Here is a 15,502-nt window from a genome sequence, read left to right on the forward strand (position 1 = left end):
ACTACACCTCTTTCACTGCAAAAGCTCCCGCAGCAATAACATCGCCAGCTTCTGTTGTAAGGATCACTTTCACAAAGCAGTCGTCAGCTGCAAAATCAAAAATCACGACACTATCGACCTCTATAGGCTTATGAAATTTCATATCATATTGAGTGATCCACTGTGTAGGGTGCTCAGCAATGTACAAGGATTGGGCTAATCCCATAAGATACATCCCATGTGCGATGGGTCGCTTCAAGCCAGCCTTGGCAGCGGCATCTACATCTAAATGTATAGGCGCCGAATCTTGGGAAGCAGCTGCATATTGCCGGATAGCTTCAGCTGTTACGCACTTTTTTATCATGATCATCACCTACCCGAATTAACACCGTTTCTGCGGTGACTATAAGCTCACCCTCACACCTACAAACCAGCGTATGTGTGTAAAAAGTCAGTTTACCCTGTCTGCCTTCTTTTTGCACCTCGCCCGTTAACGCTAATTCACAATCCAAAATCATCCCCGCCGTAATCGGAGCCTGATATGAAAATTTCTGAGTGCCGTGAAGCAAGGGTTCACCGATGATTAACCAAGGAATATCGAAGTTTTGCCAGAAAATAATAGGCATCGTCGCAGGAGCAATCAGCTTTCCATTTATCGTCTGCATGGGTGCTTCGATACTCTGTGCGTAGTCCGAAATCCAATCAGCAGTCATATGGATCTGATGTCGGACACTGTTCATTCTATAACCTCCACGAGTGTTGCCAGACCTATCCCTCCGCCGATTCCCAGAGTAGCAAGCCCTCGTTGGTAAGGGGCATGTTGCATTTCAGCACATAAGCGAGTCATTAAAACAGCCCCGGAAGCTCCGTATGGATGGCCTATTGCTAATGCCCCCCCGCCGAGATTGACCTTTTCCTGTGGAATTTGAAGCTCGTTCAGTGATGCCAATACTTGTGAAGCAAAAGCCTCGTTAAACTCTACGATATCTAAATCGGCAACGGTAAGCTTTTGGCGTTTTAACACCTTTTGCACAGCTGGTACAGGCCCCATCCCTAAATAGTTCGGATCTACACCCGCAGCTTGCGCATCCACGACCCGTAAAATAGGCTTCAGCTTAAGCTGCTGGCATTTCTCCCGAGACATCATTAATAGAAGCGCTGCGCCATCATTAATAGGACAGGCATTTCCAGCAGTGACGGTACCCCTTTCTTCAAAAATTGGCGGCAGCTTTTGCAGCTTGTCCAGACTCGTATTAGCCCGAGGACATTCGTCGGTGTTCACCCACTGCCCCTCTACCTGAAGAGGTACTATCTCCTGCTGAAACCGGTCACTTTGCTGAGCATGAACCGCCTTTTGATGGCTTTTCAAGGCATATTGATCCTGCTCTTCTCGAGAAATCCCGTATTTCCGAGCTACATTCTCTGCAGCAATTCCCATATCCGGATCACCGTAAGAGCTAGGCGTAAAATGTGCACGGGTATATAGCTGCGGAACCCCCATTAAGGTCTGTGGTTTAGCCATTTTCCATGGAGCACGGCTCGTACTTTCGACACCACCCGCTAAATAAATCTCACCAGCGCCGCTTTGAATCAGTCTTGCTGCTATATTAATTGCCTCTAGCCCAGATCCGCACTGACGATCCACGGTGACGCCCGGAACCGAAACAGGCAGCCCCGCTTCAAGCGCAGCTACCCGGGCAATATTACCTCCTGGGCCCACAACATTCCCAATAATGACATCATCGATCAGTTCTTTAGGCAAGTTCGTTTCGGCTACAATATGCTGAATAAGCGGCGCCAGTAATGCTTCCGGCTCAAGTGTACTTAATAAGCCACCCATTCTGCCAATCGGTGTACGTTTTGCCATGACAATTACTGCTTCTATCATACCATCGCTCTTTTCACATAGTCTTTCATCGCTTGCCGGGCAATTTTGCCGCTGCTTGTATAGATAAATTCATCCAGGGTTAACAGCTGCTTCGGCGCTTTGTAGCTTGCTAAATACTGGCGGCAATAATTCTTAATTTCGTCGACAGATAAGTGCTGTTCTCCGCTCCACTTCACGAGGGCTATCAGCTGTTCTCCCCAGTAATCGTCAGGCACGCCAAGCACCATCACTTCATCTATTTCCGGAAGAAACTCCAGCACCCTCTCTATTTCTTCTGGATAAACGTTCAGGCCTCCGGATATGATTTTATTCTTCAAACGTCCCGCCATATATAAATAACCAGCTTCATCCTGATAAACATAGTCTTCTAAAATAAGCCATCCCTCTTTAAAAGCTGCTGCTGTCTCATTCGGCAATTGATGGTAGCCTAAAAATATCATATCACTACGCACATATAGCTGCCCAATCTCCCCAGTAGGGACTTCCCGGAACTGTTCATCACGAATGGAAATTTGCACCCCGGGATAAGGTTTTCCTATAGAGGTCGGATTATGCTCGGTCAGAACATTCAAATAACTAATATAACTCGCTTCTGAAGAACCGTAGGATTCATAAAGGCGCGCTCCACCAAACACTTCCATGCCCCTTTTCTTGGACAACTCCGACCACTTTGCACCTGAGCTAATAATCGCATCCATCTGTATCTGCCCAGGTACAGCCTGCAACATCATGGATTCGATCATTGTTGGTACGACGAACAGCACCACGCCCGGAATTTGCTGGCACAGCTCTAACACCTTCGTGGCACTAAATTTTTGTGTGATATGAAAGGTTGCTCCACAATATAGACTCTGCATTACGGCGAATAAGGATAGGGAATGCACAAATGGACCTGGTGCCAAAACATCCTTCATAGCGTCCAATTCAAAAGCAATATTCGAGACCTCAAAGCTTTTTAACCATGATAAATGGGTACGCATATAACCTTTGGGCAACCCGGTTGTGCCTGAAGTAAAGCCAATAAATAATAATTCATTCGTCTCATCCAACTCAGCCTCCGGCTTCAGGGCAGCCAGCCACTGATCATAGGAACCTGTTCGTTCATTTGAGAAGGTCAATGTTGGGATCGCTTGATCCTTGAAAACCAGATTCTTTGCGGCTTCCGGCTCGGCAAAAATCATTGTCGGCTGGCACTGCTCTATAATAACCTGCAGTTCATTAGCACTCCATTTGGGATCTAAGGGAATGGGAACACAGCCCGCATAAATCGCCCCCAAGAAAACCTCAACAAATTCAATACGATTCGTAGACAAAATCGCGATTTTGTCATGCCTCAGACCCTTTTGCTGTAAGCCATTCGCGATTCTCCGCATCGTTTCTACTAATGTTGTATAGGTATGACTTGCTTGGTCATGGGTTAAGGCAATGCTGTCGGGCTGCTGTGCTGCATGACGCAGTATAGGAACTACTAGATTCATCCTTGATCACACCTGTTCGTAATTTCTGTGACTACCAATTATATACATTTTCTTCAATCGGACTGCCCCGCAAGTCCAGCCCAGACTAAAGTATATGTGTTAAGCGCCATCGCAGGCGCTCCTGTTAGACTAACCCGCTAGAATTGCTATGATAGCTTATTTTAGCTTTATATTATTTTTATGTACACATTTTCATGTAACTATTAAGTCCATCTTACAACTAAAAAAATAGCCAGCACGCATCGATTATGATCGGTACGCGCTGGCTGTATTGTTGTTTAGTCCTTCTTTTGAACGGTCGATGGTGTACCCTCTTCAGCAAAAGTAAAGGTTCGGGCGATATATAAGATAGGTGTGCTTACTGCGGTTAGTAAGAACTTCGCTAGATAAGTTGTAAGCAAAATTTCAAGCCATACATTCCAGTCATACAAGCCCGCAAACGCAATGGTGCAGAAGATAAGTGTATCCACAAAGGAGCTAATCATCGTACTGCCGTTGGAACGAATCCACAGCTGACTTGAGGTGCTGTAATATTTACGAATCCAAGAGTACAACCGAACATCTAGGAACTGACTAATGAAGTAAGCAGTAAGACTACCCACAGCTAGTCGAGGCATCAGCCCAAAAATCGTCTCCAAAGAAGACTGAGCGATATCGGTCTCCTGTGGCTTAAATACTAGTACCATCTGCATAATGACTGTAGTCATAAGCAAGGTGAAGAAACCAAACCAGACCGCTTTACGTGCTTCCGCTCTTCCGTACTTCTCATTAAGCAAATCGCTGGTCATATACAAAGTGACATACATCGTATTTCCGAGTGTCATCACAATATCAAATGGCATAGCAATCGTCTTAGCTACCTGAATGTTAGCAATTACAGTAGCAATACCTACCCAGGCATACATTCCACTTTTCCCGAACAGGCGGTAACAGAGTAGAAAAAAGGCAAAATTGACAATAACAAATAAAACTCCCCACAACAAATTAAACATATTACTGAAACTCCTCCTAGTTTTGTTTACGCGGGATGGTTACGAACCGCGGCTTACATTATTAAATTTTTGGAACAAAACATTAATACTCTATCACAATAGCGCTAAACAATCCATAAAAATAATATTTTTATATGAAATTGGTAGTTCCAGTTCTTTTTTTTCGACAATTATCTAAAATAGTCAGCAATAATTCATTTTTTTCAGAAAAAAATGCTCTATAGGACAAAACTTTCACTATTCATCCAGAGGTTAATTCTATAGAATAGTATCAAACACCTTATTCCCGATCCATTTAGTAGAAATATGACATAACTATGGAATATATCTCGGGTCGCCAATTTCCAGCAGTTGGCATGGAGTATCTAGTGAAGACCAAAAAAAGAAATGACCTCACCGTCCATAAAAAAAGGAGAGAACGATATGTTTCGTATCAAGCATTCGATCAGTCGCAAATTCACGCGTTTATTATTTGTTGTTCTGTTGCTCACGTCTCTTTTGTTAAGCACCAGCTTCTACTTTATCTCCATCAATATCTTCAACAGCTATGTTATGCCACAGATTAACAAAATCCTTACTGCCGCTGCTCAGGACGTATATAAGAATCTCAACGTAATGCACGCCCAGCAAACCCTAAATAAGAACGATCAGTCTGCCACCAATCTCGAGTTCTATTTTCAGGAAAAGAGGAAACAACATGGAGTGGAAACCATTTTTCTGGTCAATCTGAAAGGGAAAGAAGCTGAGATTCTATCCGCAGATCACGATGCAAAATTGCAACGGGCAGAAAGTGTCACCGTATCCTCTGCAATGCAACAAGCCTCTAAAGGAAAAACTGGACTAAGCGATACATATAGCGACGCACATGGTATACATAAAACAGCTTATATCGGTATTCCCGGAAGTACGATGGTTATCGGTGTAAGCAGTGACGTAAGCTTCATTCAAGAAAAAACAGACAGTATTCTATGGACAAGTGCCGGAATCACACTTCTGACGTTGATCATCGGTCTAACTGGTGCATGGTTTATGAGTGTGCGTATAACACGTCCAATCTCAAAACTGGCAGCTTATAGTGCCCGGCTCGCAGAGGGAGATTTCACCGAAGAATTATCAGTTAAAGGAAATGACGAAGTTGCACAGTTGTCCGTAAGCTTCCAAGCGATGACCCAACGCCTGAAAGAAATGATCGGACATGTACTGGTAACCTCTAATACTGTCGTTGCGGATTCCAACTCTTTAAAAGAACGTGTTGAGGTTCTCAACGATATGGCGGATCACTCCAGCTCATCGGTAGTAGAAATCGGCAAAGGTAGTACGACTATCGCTAGCAGTGCATCAGATAACTCGAGAGCAATGGAAGAAATCAATTTAGGCATTCAAAGTATTGCCTCAGCAGCGAATGAAGTCACGGAGCAAATCAGTGAGGCTTCCGCTGAAGCAAGTGGCGGTAATGAAATTGCTCAAAGTGCCGTGCTGCAAATGCGCCAGGTTGAACGTGCTTCCCTACAGTCGCTGGATCAATTACAAATCATGAATGATCGTTCAGTAATGATCGGAGAAGTCGTTCACAGCATTACTGAAATTACGAAACAGATCCAAATGCTGTCGCTGAATGCTTCAATCGAAGCTGCACGCGCAGGAGAGCATGGACGCGGCTTTGCTGTTGTTGCCGGAGAAGTACGCAAGCTGTCTGAACAATCCCGTAACGCAAACGAACAGATCCGTGACTTCCTACTTGGCCTTCAGGAAGATATGAGCCGCTCCGTTACTGAGATGAACCACGTGAATTCTGAGGTTGCCTCTGGAGTCGGCAAGGTAGCAGAAGCAGGTGATGCCTTTAATCACCTCTTGATCCTTATCCAAAGCATCAATCACAGCATCCAATCCGTATCTGCGGCTACACAGCAAATCTCGGCAAGTACAGAAGAAGTCAGTGCTTCCGTCGAAGAAACTGCACAAATTACATCAAGATCGCAAGAAAGTGCGGATACACTCGCTGCTAACTCAGAGCGGCAGCGCGTCGAACTGGAAGGCCATGCAGAAACCGTTAAACATCTGTATGAGCAAGCCAAGAAACTCCAAGAAGCTGTGCAGCAATTTAAGATTTAACGCTTGTAAACTAAAAACCCCCGTTCACACGAAAGTGTTGAAGGGGGGTTTTTAGTTTACAATGGCTCGCTAGCGCTTGCTGAGGTCTCGTTTAGACTCGGCTGCATGCGCTAGGCTTGCGCGGAGCTCTCGCTTAGACTCAGGGTGCATACGCTAGGCTTGCGCGGAGCTCTCGCTTAGACTCGGCTACATGTACTAGTTTGCGCGAAGCTCTCGCTTAGACCTCAGCACGCTATTTGCTGCTGGCTTGCGGACTCAGATGCCGCTATTACTCGAAAAACTGCCATTTGGAGGCTTTTTCGGACTCGAGAGACGCTATGGCCTCATAATCAACCCAGACTCAGCCTATTTTGTTCAAATAGCGCCTCTGGTGTCCAAAAACGCTCCAAAATAACCCTTTTTTCGCAAATAAGGTCTCCTGAGTCCGGAGCCAAGTTACTCACAGCAAATTACTTAAAGTTCATCCGTGGTGCTACCTACTGCAAATTACTCTAAGTTCCTCCGTGGATGCTACCTACTGCAAATTACTCTAAGTTCCTCCGTGGATGCTACCTACTGCAATAGAATCAGCTACATGCACTAGCTTGCGCGAAGCTCTCGCTTAGACTCATCACGCCATTTGCCGCTGGCTTGCGGACTCAGATGCCGCTATTACTCGAAAAACTGCCATTTGGTTACTTTTTCGGACTCGAGAGACGCTATGGCCTCATAATCAACCCAGACTCAGCCTATTTTGTTCAAATAGCGCCTCTGGTGTCCGAAAACGCTCCAAAATAACCCTTTTTTCGCAAATAAGGTCCCCTGAGTCCGGAGCCAAGTTACTCACTCAGTAAAAACTAGGTTACTCAGCTTTCATTCAGCTTTTATGGCTAAGCAAACATCACTCAACTTAGTGTCGCGGTGCCCAGAGGATGACCGATACACCGATCACACAAATACCTGCTCCGACCCAGTCATATACGTCTGGTGTCTTCTTGTCTACAAGACATCCCCATAAGACCGCGAGCACGATAAACACCCCGCCGTAAGCCGCATACACTCTGCCGAAGGAAGGGAATTTCTGCAACGTAGGGATAATCCCATACGCTATCAGAATCAAGGACCCCACTAAGCCGTACCAAAGTGGCCTTGATTCTCTCAACCATAACCACACTAAATATCCGCCACCGATCTCAGCAAGGCCAGCAATTATAAATAGCAGAATGGCAAATAACATGTCATCCCTCTTCCCTGTCAATCTCCTTAAAACGCAAAGGTTACTCATAACAAATTGTACTCAAGGTTCACCCGTAGAGCTACCTACAGCAAATTACTCAAGGTTCATCCGAAGTGCTACCCACAGCAAACTATTCAAGGTTCACCCATGGAGCTACTTACACCAAATTACTCAAGGTTCATCCGTAGTACCACCTACACCAAATTACTCAAGATTCACCCGTGGAGCTCACATTAAATTGTGCTGGAGCAGCAATAAAACTAGCAGCAGCGCAACCTCCAGCAGCTCGTTCAGCGCGCCGTACACGTCGCCGGTGAGCCCGCCGAGCCGGCTGCTGATCCGCCGCGCAGCTGCGGTGCCGCAGGCCAAGGCCGCGACCGGCAGCAGCAGAGCTGCCGCCAGATGCAGCGGCCACGCGGCTAAGCCAGCGCCGAGCGCCAGAGGCGCAGCGGCGGCGGCCAGCGAGAGCAGCGCGGCGACTGCCAGCGCGCGCCGCTCATGCGAGGAAGCTAGGCCGGCGAAGTTCGCGGCCAGCCCCTCGTCTCCACGGGCAATGGGATAACGCACCATTGCCCGCACCATATACCAGCGGCTCCAGACCGCTGGTACCAAGAGCAGCGGCAGCTCGTAGTAGGCGTAGCCTTCGATTAGAGCTGCCAGCAAAGAAACTTTAAACAGCAGGAGCAGCACGCAGGCGAGTACGCCCATCGCACCCACACGGCTGTCCTTCATAATCTCCAAGGCACGCTCCCGTGGCCGATAGCTGAGCAGACCATCTGCGCTGTCCATCCAGCCATCAAGATGCAACCCGCCAGTGAGGCCTACCCACAGAATCAGAGTGAGCACAGCAGCTGGCCAAGCAGGTAAAAGCAATCCCGTCAGGGCTGCTCCAGCAGCTACACACAGCCCAATTGCTGCGCCTACCATGGGATAGAAGATTACACTGCGGCGCAGCAGTTCAGGAGAGAATCCCGGATCACCTTTTACAGGAAATCGGGATAAGAACTGAAAGGCAGCTACGGCCGCATCCCTGCGCTCCCTCATAAACGATACTCCCTGCTCTTAAGCTCAATCGGAATTCCAACAGTTACTAGAAAGACCTGTTCGCATTGCCGAGCGATCAGGGCGTTCATTCGTCCCGCCAGATCACGATACAATCGGCCAAGCGCATACTCCGGAACAATCCCGTCGCCAACCTCATTAGTGACCAGAATAAGCGTCCCTTGAAAAGAACGCACACTGTCTTCAAGTCTTGCTATCTCACTCTCAACAAGCTCTTGCCTATTTTCAAAACCTTCCACGGCCAATAATGCATTGGATAACCATAAGGTTAAACAATCTACGAGCACCGCTTTTTCACCCGATAATCGCTTTAGCAGATCTGGTAAATCATACGGTTCCTCAAGCGTCTCCCAAGCGTAACCACTTTCCATTCGTTGATGCTGATGCAGAGCAATCCGTTCCTTCATTTCGTCGTCAAAAGCCTGTCCGGTTGCTACATAGAAGGCCTGATCTGCCAGTGAATGCATCAATTTTTCTGCAAAACCACTTTTACCGCTACGTGCGCCTCCCGTTACAAGAATGCTCATCGTTGACCAGCTCCAGAGATGCCTGCACTTTCAAAGGTTGCCATTTCGCTCAAAATGCGGCAGATCGCCTCGATTAAATGAAGGCATAATACTCCCCCTGTTCCCTCACCCAATCGCAGACCGAGATTAAGCAGCGGTTCAAGTCCAAGCTGCTCCAGCATTAGCTTATGACCCCGTTCTCCTGATACATGAGAGGCTATCATATAAGCGATGGATTCAGGTGCAAGGGCTTTTGCCACAAGCGCTGCCGCCCCCGAAATAAAACCATCCAAAATGATAGGTGTCCGATTAGCAGCCGCACCAAGAATCAGTCCCGCCAAGCCAGCGATTTCCAGTCCGCCAACTTTAGATAATACATCCAACGGATCTGCTGAATTCGGTTGATTTACCTTTAAGGCGCGTTCCACCACTGCAATTTTATGTAGTAAACGTTCATCATCAATTCCCGTTCCTCGTCCCACAGCTACTTCAGGGGCTATTCCTTTGAGAGCACATAGAATGGCAGCACTAGCCGTAGTATTCCCAATGCCCATTTCGCCTGTTATAAAAATCTCCGTTCCGTTCTTAACCGCTTCCTGCGCAACTCTTATCCCAACAAGAAGAGCATTCATGGCATCCTCACGACTCATCGCAGGTCCCACAGCCATGTTATCCGTTCCCCGGCGCACTTTACGATCAATCAGATCGACATGACTAAGATCGCCGTTTATGCCAACATCAACAAACTGTACCTCTGCCCCAGCTTGACGTGCCAATACATTTACAGCCGCTCCACCGCTGAGAAAGTTATGGGCCATCTGCAGCGTGACTTCCTGTGGAAATGCGCTCACCCCTTCGCAGCACACCCCATGATCAGCAGCCATCACAACAACTGTTCGTTTGGTGAAACTAGGCTGCTCCGTACCCGAAATTCCAGCGAGCTTAACAGCTAGAGGTTCCAATTGTCCCAAACTGCCCGGAGGTTTGGTCAGAATGTTCAGCCGATGCTCCGCCTTGAGGATGGACTGATCATCAGCCGGAATGATTTGTTTAATTACGTCTTGAATATCTGAAAGCATATAATTACGACCTCCTATTAAATGTATCCGTATAACCTATTCTATCTCATATTCGCAGAAAAGCCCCCATCTATGATAGAGGGGGACTTCTAGAATTACAACTTCACTTTCATAAAATCTTCGATTCTCTCCAGCGCCTCCGTCAATTTTTGTAAGGAAGCGGCATAGGAGCAGCGGATATACCCCTCTCCGCCTGCTCCAAACACATGACCCGGAACCGCAGCGACACCGACCTCCCTGAGCAGCTGCAAAGCGAAGTCTTCTGATTTCATTCCGGTATGAGCGATGGAAGGAAAGGCATAAAAAGCGCCCGCCGGTTCGTGGCAAGGTAGTCCGATGGATCGAAATCCACTAACCAGCAGCTTTCTCCGCTCATCGAAGCATTGCTTCATGTGTTCCTTATGCTGCATTCCGTTGCGCAATGATTCAATCGCAGCAATTTGACCGAGCACCGGGGCACACATCGCAGTGTATTGATGGATTTTTAGCATCGCAGCAATTAATTCTCGATCGCCACAAGCATAACCAACTCTCCAGCCAGTCATTGCAAAAGCTTTGGAGAAGCCGCTAATCACAATCGTCCTTTCCAGCATCCCGGGAAGAGAGGCGATGCTGACATGCTGACTGTCATACGTAAGCTCGGCATAAATTTCATCTGAAATGACCAGTAGGTTATTCTCTTTTACAATCTGTGCAATAGGCAGCCAGTCTTCATAAGTCATTACTGCACCTGTAGGATTAGTCGGAAAATTCACCATAAGAAGCTTGGAACGCGGGGTAATCACCTTCCGTAACGCTTCAGCAGTAAGCTTAAACCCCTGCTCGGCCGAAGATTCTACCTCCACCGTAACCCCCCCGTTCAAATGGGTAATCGGCGAATATGCGATATAGCTCGGAGAAGGGACGATAATCTCATCCCCAGGTGTAATGAAAGCTCGTAATGCCAAGTCCACAGCCTCGCTGCTTCCCACCGTAACCATAATCTCATCGTTTGGCTCATAGCGAAGCTTGAAACTTGTGTGCAGATAAGAAGCGATCTCCTCTCTAAGCTCCAGTAAACCGGAATTTGGCGTATACATCGTTTCCCCATTGTTCAAGGCACGAATACAGGCAGCTCTTACATGCTCCGGTGTAACGAAATCTGGTTCCCCTACACCCAGCGATATAATATCCTGATTCCCCGTACTTAGGTCAAAAAAAGCCCGAATCCCCGATGGCGCAATCTCCCGCACTCGTGGAGCAATCCATTCATTATGCATGGCTGTACACCTCTTCTTTTGCACTCTTTTCCGTTAGGGAAAGGGAGATGATTTCGTCCAGTAGTCCGCTGAAGGTGTAGCCTGCCGCTTGCGCGCTTTTGGGTAAAAGACTGGCCTTCGTCATGCCTGGTAACGTATTCACCTCCAGCACATAAGGAATACCCTCTTTAAGCAGCATATCAACCCGTGCATACACGCTACATTTTAGTGCTTTATAACAGCTCAAGGCAGCCTCGCGTACCCGCTCATGCACTTCAGTAGGCAATTCAATGACCCGTTCATCTGCTCCGCCTTCTTCGTACTTAGCACTGTAATCGAACCACTCGGCATTTGCTGAGGTAATTCCCAGAATAGGCAGCAGCTCTCCGTTTAGAATAGAACAGGTGATTTCTTGGCCTTGAATGTAGCTTTCAATCAAAATCGCCTGATCACAGGCAAAAGCCTTCTGCACTGCGCACAACAGCTCCTCGCTGCTGCTCACTTTTTCCATTCCGATACTCGAGCCGCCTGAACATGGCTTCACCATAACCGGATATCCGAGCCGTTCCACCGCTTCAGCCGAATAATCCTTCATGCTGTCCCAGCATAGCCAATCTGCTGTGTTGACGCCTGCGCAGCGCATAAGCTTTTTGGAGAGATCTTTATCCATGCAAATGCTGCTAGACAAAACCCCGCTGCCCGTATACGGAATCCCCATCGTCTCCAGCGTTCCCTGAACCGTACCATCCTCGCCGTAAGCTCCATGAAGTGCAAGCAGTGCGATATCGATCCCTTTTGCCTGCTCAATAAGCTCCTCACGCTTGGTGATCACAATTGGAATAATTTCATATTTATTGGGGTCTAGATTCTTCAATATTTCTCTACCGCTATTCATGGATACCTCATACTCTGAGGATACCCCGCCCATAATTACGCCTACTTTCATCTCAAGCACCTCTTTATCCCATTAGTTGTCGAGCTGTTCTGCCAATAACCTCGATCCCCTTGCGGATATCCTCATCCGTCACTCTGGAGAAACCGATCCGTATCGTATTTTGCCCTTTACCGTCTGTGAAGAATATATCTCCTGCTGTAAAAATAACCCCTTGCTCATGACAGGCCGCCAACAGCGTCCTTGTATTAAAGCCCTCCGCGAAGGTTACAAAAAGATGCAGGCCACCGTCCCCTGACAGCGCCGTATAAGGAATAAAATCCTTGCAGCATTGCAGGGTTAATTCATACTTTCGTTTGTATTCCGCTCTGGCTTTTTTCAAATATTTCTCTAAATGGCCACCCAATAAATACTGATATAAAATGGATTGATCCAGCGTCGAGGTGTGAATGGTACGGGCGCGCTTGACGCTTTCGAGGGAATTAATCAACTCCTGATCCGCCAGCACCCAACCTACACGTAGTCCCGGAAATAATACCTTGGAGAAGCTGCCGAGATAAATCACGCTGTTGCCGCTGCCTGCTGCTGCGATAAGTGGAGCCACATGTGAGCCCGAATATCGTAATTCCTCGTTAAAACCATCCTCAATCACCGGGACTTGGTAGCGATTCATCAGCTTCATTAGCCGCTGTCTTTTCTCTGGAGACATTACAATTCCGGTCGGATTATGGTAAGAAGGGACGAAGTATGCACAGTCAAAAGCTTGCTGTTGCAATGCTTTCTCCAGCTCCGCCAAATCAATCCCATCACGCTCCATCGAAATCCCGGTGATCTCAAAACCGTTCAGCTTCAAATTTTTGATCGCTGTATGATGCGTCGGATTCTCACAAATGACCGAACCATTTTTTTTACTCAGAGCAGACAATACAATATCGAACCCCTCTGTAAAACCATTGGTGATCAATATATCCTTGCCCCTCATTTCAACGCCCTTGTGCTCCATATACTGCTTCAAATAGTCTATTAAAGGCTTATACCCTTTGGCATAGCCGTAATTTAGCAGAACGTTGCCTTCTACCGACATCCGATCCATAAAGGACCGCTTCACATTATCCAGATCAAAAAGACTCTCATCAGGCGCTATGCTGGTGAAGGAGATCGTCCCCTTCTCCGCTCGAATCCCGCGCTTCATGATATCCAGTTCCTCCGCCAGCACCGCGCGATCATTGAGACGTGACTTCCAGTCCATCGTCCAGGAAGAGATCGTTTCACTGCCGGGCGGCGTAGCTGCAACATAACTTCCTTGCCCTTGCACGGCATAAGCAAAGCCATCATCCTCAAGCCCTGCATAAGCAGAGATTACGGAGTTGCGGCTAACCTTAAGCAATGTGCTGAGCTCTCGTGTGGAGGGCAGCTTTTGATTGCCTTGCAGACCGCCTTTTATGATTAAGTGCTTCATATAGTCTTTAATTTGTATATACACCGGCCGTCCGGCTATGAGCTTAAAATCCTTAAACATCTCTCAATCGCCCCCATGACTATCATGGCACAATCACTCGCTTAAAAAAAGAACCACAGCCATGGGATTTTAATCCGGCTGTGGTTCTATGAGGGGACAAATGCCCAAAAATCAAGTTACAGATCTATGCTTCGATCACAAGCTCCCCTTCTCCAGCAGGGATCTCAAAACCATTTAAAAACCGGGTTAATATGTCCTCAGTAATCGGAAATGCGGCATTGGCGTCAAAACGTTCACTCCGGATAAGCAGTCTCTGACGTAATTCATCCGGCTGAACCTTTAAGTGAATCAGTTCCCACACGCCAGCATAATCCTCAATAAGTTGCTTGTAATCGTTCCGTCTCTGACGTTGCCAGAAGCTGAAATCGATGACAACATGATGTTTTGCCTGAAGCAGATTCACCAGCTCCCCCCGCAGTTTTATCTCCGACTCTTCTTTATAGAACTCATAATTCTGCTCTGGATAATCCACCCCGAAACGGCCGTGCGTGGCCCAAATATCTTCATCTATCGAAAGTCTGGCGAATCCCTCTTTCTCCAGCTTTTTAGCAAAAGTTGTTTTACCCGACCCCGCTACACCGCACATCATCACTACGATGGAAGCAACACTCGTACGCTTTTGCTGAAGCAATTTTTCAATAACTAACTTTTCGCTCAGCATTATAAATGCATCTCCCTTCCAATTGATGGTATACTCATCGTTACAAAATACTTTCTCAAGGGATAGTGATAAGGATATGGTGAAATCAGTCCAGCAGACCTCCTAAAATGAAAAACGAAATAATTTTAGGAGGTCATAATAAATGATTTTTAACCCGATTGTCATTGATAACTGGAGTAGAAAACCCTATTTTGAACATTATTTAAACAATGTCAGATGCACCTATAGCATGACCGTAAATATTGATATCACCCTTCTACTGTCAGAGCTTAAGCATAAGGGAATTAAGCTGTACCCAGCACTAATCCACATGATAACTACGGTGGTGAACCGTCATAGTGAATTCCGCACATGTTTTGATTCTGAAGGTAGATTAGGTTATTGGGATAGCTTGTCACCTAGTTTTACAATTTTCCATGATGATGATAAAACTTTCTCAAGCATCTGGACTTCGTACGGTGAACAGTTTAATGATTTCTATAACCGTTATCTCGATGATATGAAAATGTACGGAAGTGTGAAACAATTTATCGCTAAAGCAAACGAACCATCGAACACCTTCCCTATTTCCAGCATTCCGTGGGTCAGCTTCACGAGCTTTAACCTGAACGTGTATAACGAGGGAACCTACCTACTTCCCATCTTTACGATAGGGAAATATTTTCAGCAAGACAAAAAAATACTATTACCCATCTCGGGGCAATTCCACCATGCTGTGTGCGACGGTTACCATGCCAGCATGCTGTATAATGAATTACAATCACGTGCAGATACCTATACGGAATGGTTACCTAACCTCTAATTAACCACGTTATTCTGCTGACAGCAAACGATAGTTCAAACATAAAGGGTTCCACCTATTAGGTTTTCCTAATGATGT

At 46.7% G+C, this 15,502-nt stretch carries 15 protein-coding genes and 1 riboswitch; of the genes, 2 read left to right on the top strand and 13 right to left on the bottom strand.

The genetic code is table 11. From position 1 onward, the window contains the following. Position 1 precedes the first annotated feature (1 nt). The 5 genes from NST45_RS21150 to NST45_RS21170 all read right to left on the bottom strand — a co-directional run bounded on the left by NST45_RS21150 (position 2) and on the right by NST45_RS21170 (position 4,337). Entirely contained in the window at positions 2-343 is a 342-nt protein-coding gene (locus NST45_RS21150; RefSeq protein WP_339823695.1) for a MaoC family dehydratase, read from the bottom strand. Beyond that, positions 318-719, bottom strand: coding sequence for a MaoC family dehydratase N-terminal domain-containing protein (locus tag NST45_RS21155; protein WP_076137506.1), 402 nt, complete (start codon positions 717-719; stop codon positions 318-320). Before NST45_RS21155 ends, NST45_RS21150 begins: the two co-directional genes overlap by 26 nt. Continuing rightward, entirely contained in the window at positions 716-1,867 is a 1,152-nt protein-coding gene (locus NST45_RS21160; protein ID WP_339823699.1) for a thiolase family protein, read from the bottom strand. Before NST45_RS21160 ends, NST45_RS21155 begins: the two co-directional genes overlap by 4 nt. Continuing rightward, a complete protein-coding gene (locus tag NST45_RS21165; protein ID WP_339823702.1) occupies positions 1,864-3,345 on the bottom strand; it encodes an AMP-binding protein in 1,482 nt (493 codons plus the stop codon). Before NST45_RS21165 ends, NST45_RS21160 begins: the two co-directional genes overlap by 4 nt. Before the next feature lie 278 nt (positions 3,346-3,623). Further along, on the bottom strand, positions 3,624-4,337 hold the full coding sequence (locus NST45_RS21170; protein WP_339823704.1) for a queuosine precursor transporter: 714 nt from the start codon (positions 4,335-4,337) through the stop codon (positions 3,624-3,626). A gap of 10 nt (positions 4,338-4,347) precedes the next feature. Beyond that, a riboswitch (PreQ1 riboswitch) is annotated at positions 4,348-4,393 on the bottom strand. Positions 4,394-4,760: 367 nt separating this feature from the next. On the opposite strand from NST45_RS21170, the gene NST45_RS21175 reads away from it, so the two are divergent. After that, the gene (locus NST45_RS21175; RefSeq protein ID WP_339823707.1) at positions 4,761-6,449 is read left to right on the top strand and encodes a methyl-accepting chemotaxis protein; all 1,689 of its coding nucleotides are present in this window, start codon (positions 4,761-4,763) and stop codon (positions 6,447-6,449) included. Positions 6,450-7,338: 889 nt separating this feature from the next. Here the strand turns inward: NST45_RS21175 and NST45_RS21180 are convergent. The 8 genes from NST45_RS21180 to NST45_RS21215 all read right to left on the bottom strand — a co-directional run bounded on the left by NST45_RS21180 (position 7,339) and on the right by NST45_RS21215 (position 14,622). Next, positions 7,339-7,665 carry a YnfA family protein gene (locus NST45_RS21180; RefSeq protein ID WP_339823710.1) on the bottom strand — a complete coding sequence of 109 codons (327 nt, stop codon included), beginning with the start codon at positions 7,663-7,665 and terminating at the stop codon, positions 7,339-7,341. 228 nt (positions 7,666-7,893) lie between these two features. Further along, entirely contained in the window at positions 7,894-8,709 is an 816-nt protein-coding gene (cobS, locus tag NST45_RS21185) for an adenosylcobinamide-GDP ribazoletransferase (RefSeq protein WP_076224709.1), read from the bottom strand. Further along, positions 8,706-9,254, bottom strand: coding sequence for a bifunctional adenosylcobinamide kinase/adenosylcobinamide-phosphate guanylyltransferase (gene cobU / locus NST45_RS21190; RefSeq protein ID WP_076224707.1), 549 nt, complete (start codon positions 9,252-9,254; stop codon positions 8,706-8,708). The genes cobS and cobU overlap by 4 nt, the downstream gene beginning before the upstream one ends. After that, complete coding sequence (gene cobT, locus NST45_RS21195) at positions 9,251-10,312, bottom strand: nicotinate-nucleotide--dimethylbenzimidazole phosphoribosyltransferase (RefSeq protein ID WP_076104822.1); 1,062 nt, start codon at positions 10,310-10,312, stop codon at positions 9,251-9,253. Before cobT ends, cobU begins: the two co-directional genes overlap by 4 nt. A gap of 95 nt (positions 10,313-10,407) precedes the next feature. Then, the gene (locus tag NST45_RS21200; protein WP_036681793.1) at positions 10,408-11,571 is read right to left on the bottom strand and encodes an aminotransferase class I/II-fold pyridoxal phosphate-dependent enzyme; all 1,164 of its coding nucleotides are present in this window, start codon (positions 11,569-11,571) and stop codon (positions 10,408-10,410) included. Further along, on the bottom strand, positions 11,564-12,496 hold the full coding sequence (locus NST45_RS21205; protein WP_076224705.1) for a D-alanine--D-alanine ligase: 933 nt from the start codon (positions 12,494-12,496) through the stop codon (positions 11,564-11,566). The genes NST45_RS21200 and NST45_RS21205 overlap by 8 nt, the downstream gene beginning before the upstream one ends. Positions 12,497-12,509: 13 nt before the next feature. After that, positions 12,510-13,961: a PLP-dependent aminotransferase family protein gene (locus NST45_RS21210; RefSeq protein WP_076104824.1), complete on the bottom strand. Its 1,452-nt coding sequence runs from the start codon at positions 13,959-13,961 to the stop codon at positions 12,510-12,512. A 124-nt stretch (positions 13,962-14,085) separates the two neighbouring features. After that, complete coding sequence (locus NST45_RS21215) at positions 14,086-14,622, bottom strand: ATP-binding protein (protein ID WP_036681786.1); 537 nt, start codon at positions 14,620-14,622, stop codon at positions 14,086-14,088. Between the two features lie 142 nt (positions 14,623-14,764). Between NST45_RS21215 and catA the strand changes: the two genes are divergently transcribed. Further along, positions 14,765-15,424, top strand: coding sequence for a type A chloramphenicol O-acetyltransferase (gene catA / locus NST45_RS21220; RefSeq protein WP_038569162.1), 660 nt, complete (start codon positions 14,765-14,767; stop codon positions 15,422-15,424). The last annotated feature ends 78 nt before the right edge of the window (positions 15,425-15,502 follow it).

The sequence above is a fragment of the Paenibacillus sp. FSL R7-0163 genome, assembly GCF_037969975.1.
Taxonomy (GTDB): Bacteria; Bacillota; Bacilli; order Paenibacillales; family Paenibacillaceae; genus Paenibacillus_AQ; species Paenibacillus_AQ odorifer.

Excerpts from the sequence above, each read along its gene's own strand:
- NST45_RS21150 (WP_339823695.1), bottom strand. The coding sequence starts at position 343 with ATGATAAAAAAGTGCGTAACAGCTGAAGCTATCCGGCAATATGCAGCT.
- NST45_RS21155 (WP_076137506.1), bottom strand. The coding sequence starts at position 719 with ATGAACAGTGTCCGACATCAGATCCATATGACTGCTGATTGGATTTCG.
- NST45_RS21160 (WP_339823699.1), bottom strand. The coding sequence starts at position 1,867 with ATGATAGAAGCAGTAATTGTCATGGCAAAACGTACACCGATTGGCAGA.
- NST45_RS21165 (WP_339823702.1), bottom strand. The coding sequence starts at position 3,345 with ATGAATCTAGTAGTTCCTATACTGCGTCATGCAGCACAGCAGCCCGAC.
- NST45_RS21170 (WP_339823704.1), bottom strand. The coding sequence starts at position 4,337 with ATGTTTAATTTGTTGTGGGGAGTTTTATTTGTTATTGTCAATTTTGCC.
- NST45_RS21175 (WP_339823707.1), top strand. The coding sequence starts at position 4,761 with ATGTTTCGTATCAAGCATTCGATCAGTCGCAAATTCACGCGTTTATTA.
- NST45_RS21180 (WP_339823710.1), bottom strand. The coding sequence starts at position 7,665 with ATGTTATTTGCCATTCTGCTATTTATAATTGCTGGCCTTGCTGAGATC.
- cobS (WP_076224709.1), bottom strand. The coding sequence starts at position 8,709 with ATGAGGGAGCGCAGGGATGCGGCCGTAGCTGCCTTTCAGTTCTTATCC.
- cobU (WP_076224707.1), bottom strand. The coding sequence starts at position 9,254 with ATGAGCATTCTTGTAACGGGAGGCGCACGTAGCGGTAAAAGTGGTTTT.
- cobT (WP_076104822.1), bottom strand. The coding sequence starts at position 10,312 with ATGCTTTCAGATATTCAAGACGTAATTAAACAAATCATTCCGGCTGAT.
- NST45_RS21200 (WP_036681793.1), bottom strand. The coding sequence starts at position 11,571 with ATGCATAATGAATGGATTGCTCCACGAGTGCGGGAGATTGCGCCATCG.
- NST45_RS21205 (WP_076224705.1), bottom strand. The coding sequence starts at position 12,496 with ATGAAAGTAGGCGTAATTATGGGCGGGGTATCCTCAGAGTATGAGGTA.
- NST45_RS21210 (WP_076104824.1), bottom strand. The coding sequence starts at position 13,961 with ATGTTTAAGGATTTTAAGCTCATAGCCGGACGGCCGGTGTATATACAA.
- NST45_RS21215 (WP_036681786.1), bottom strand. The coding sequence starts at position 14,622 with ATGCTGAGCGAAAAGTTAGTTATTGAAAAATTGCTTCAGCAAAAGCGT.
- catA (WP_038569162.1), top strand. The coding sequence starts at position 14,765 with ATGATTTTTAACCCGATTGTCATTGATAACTGGAGTAGAAAACCCTAT.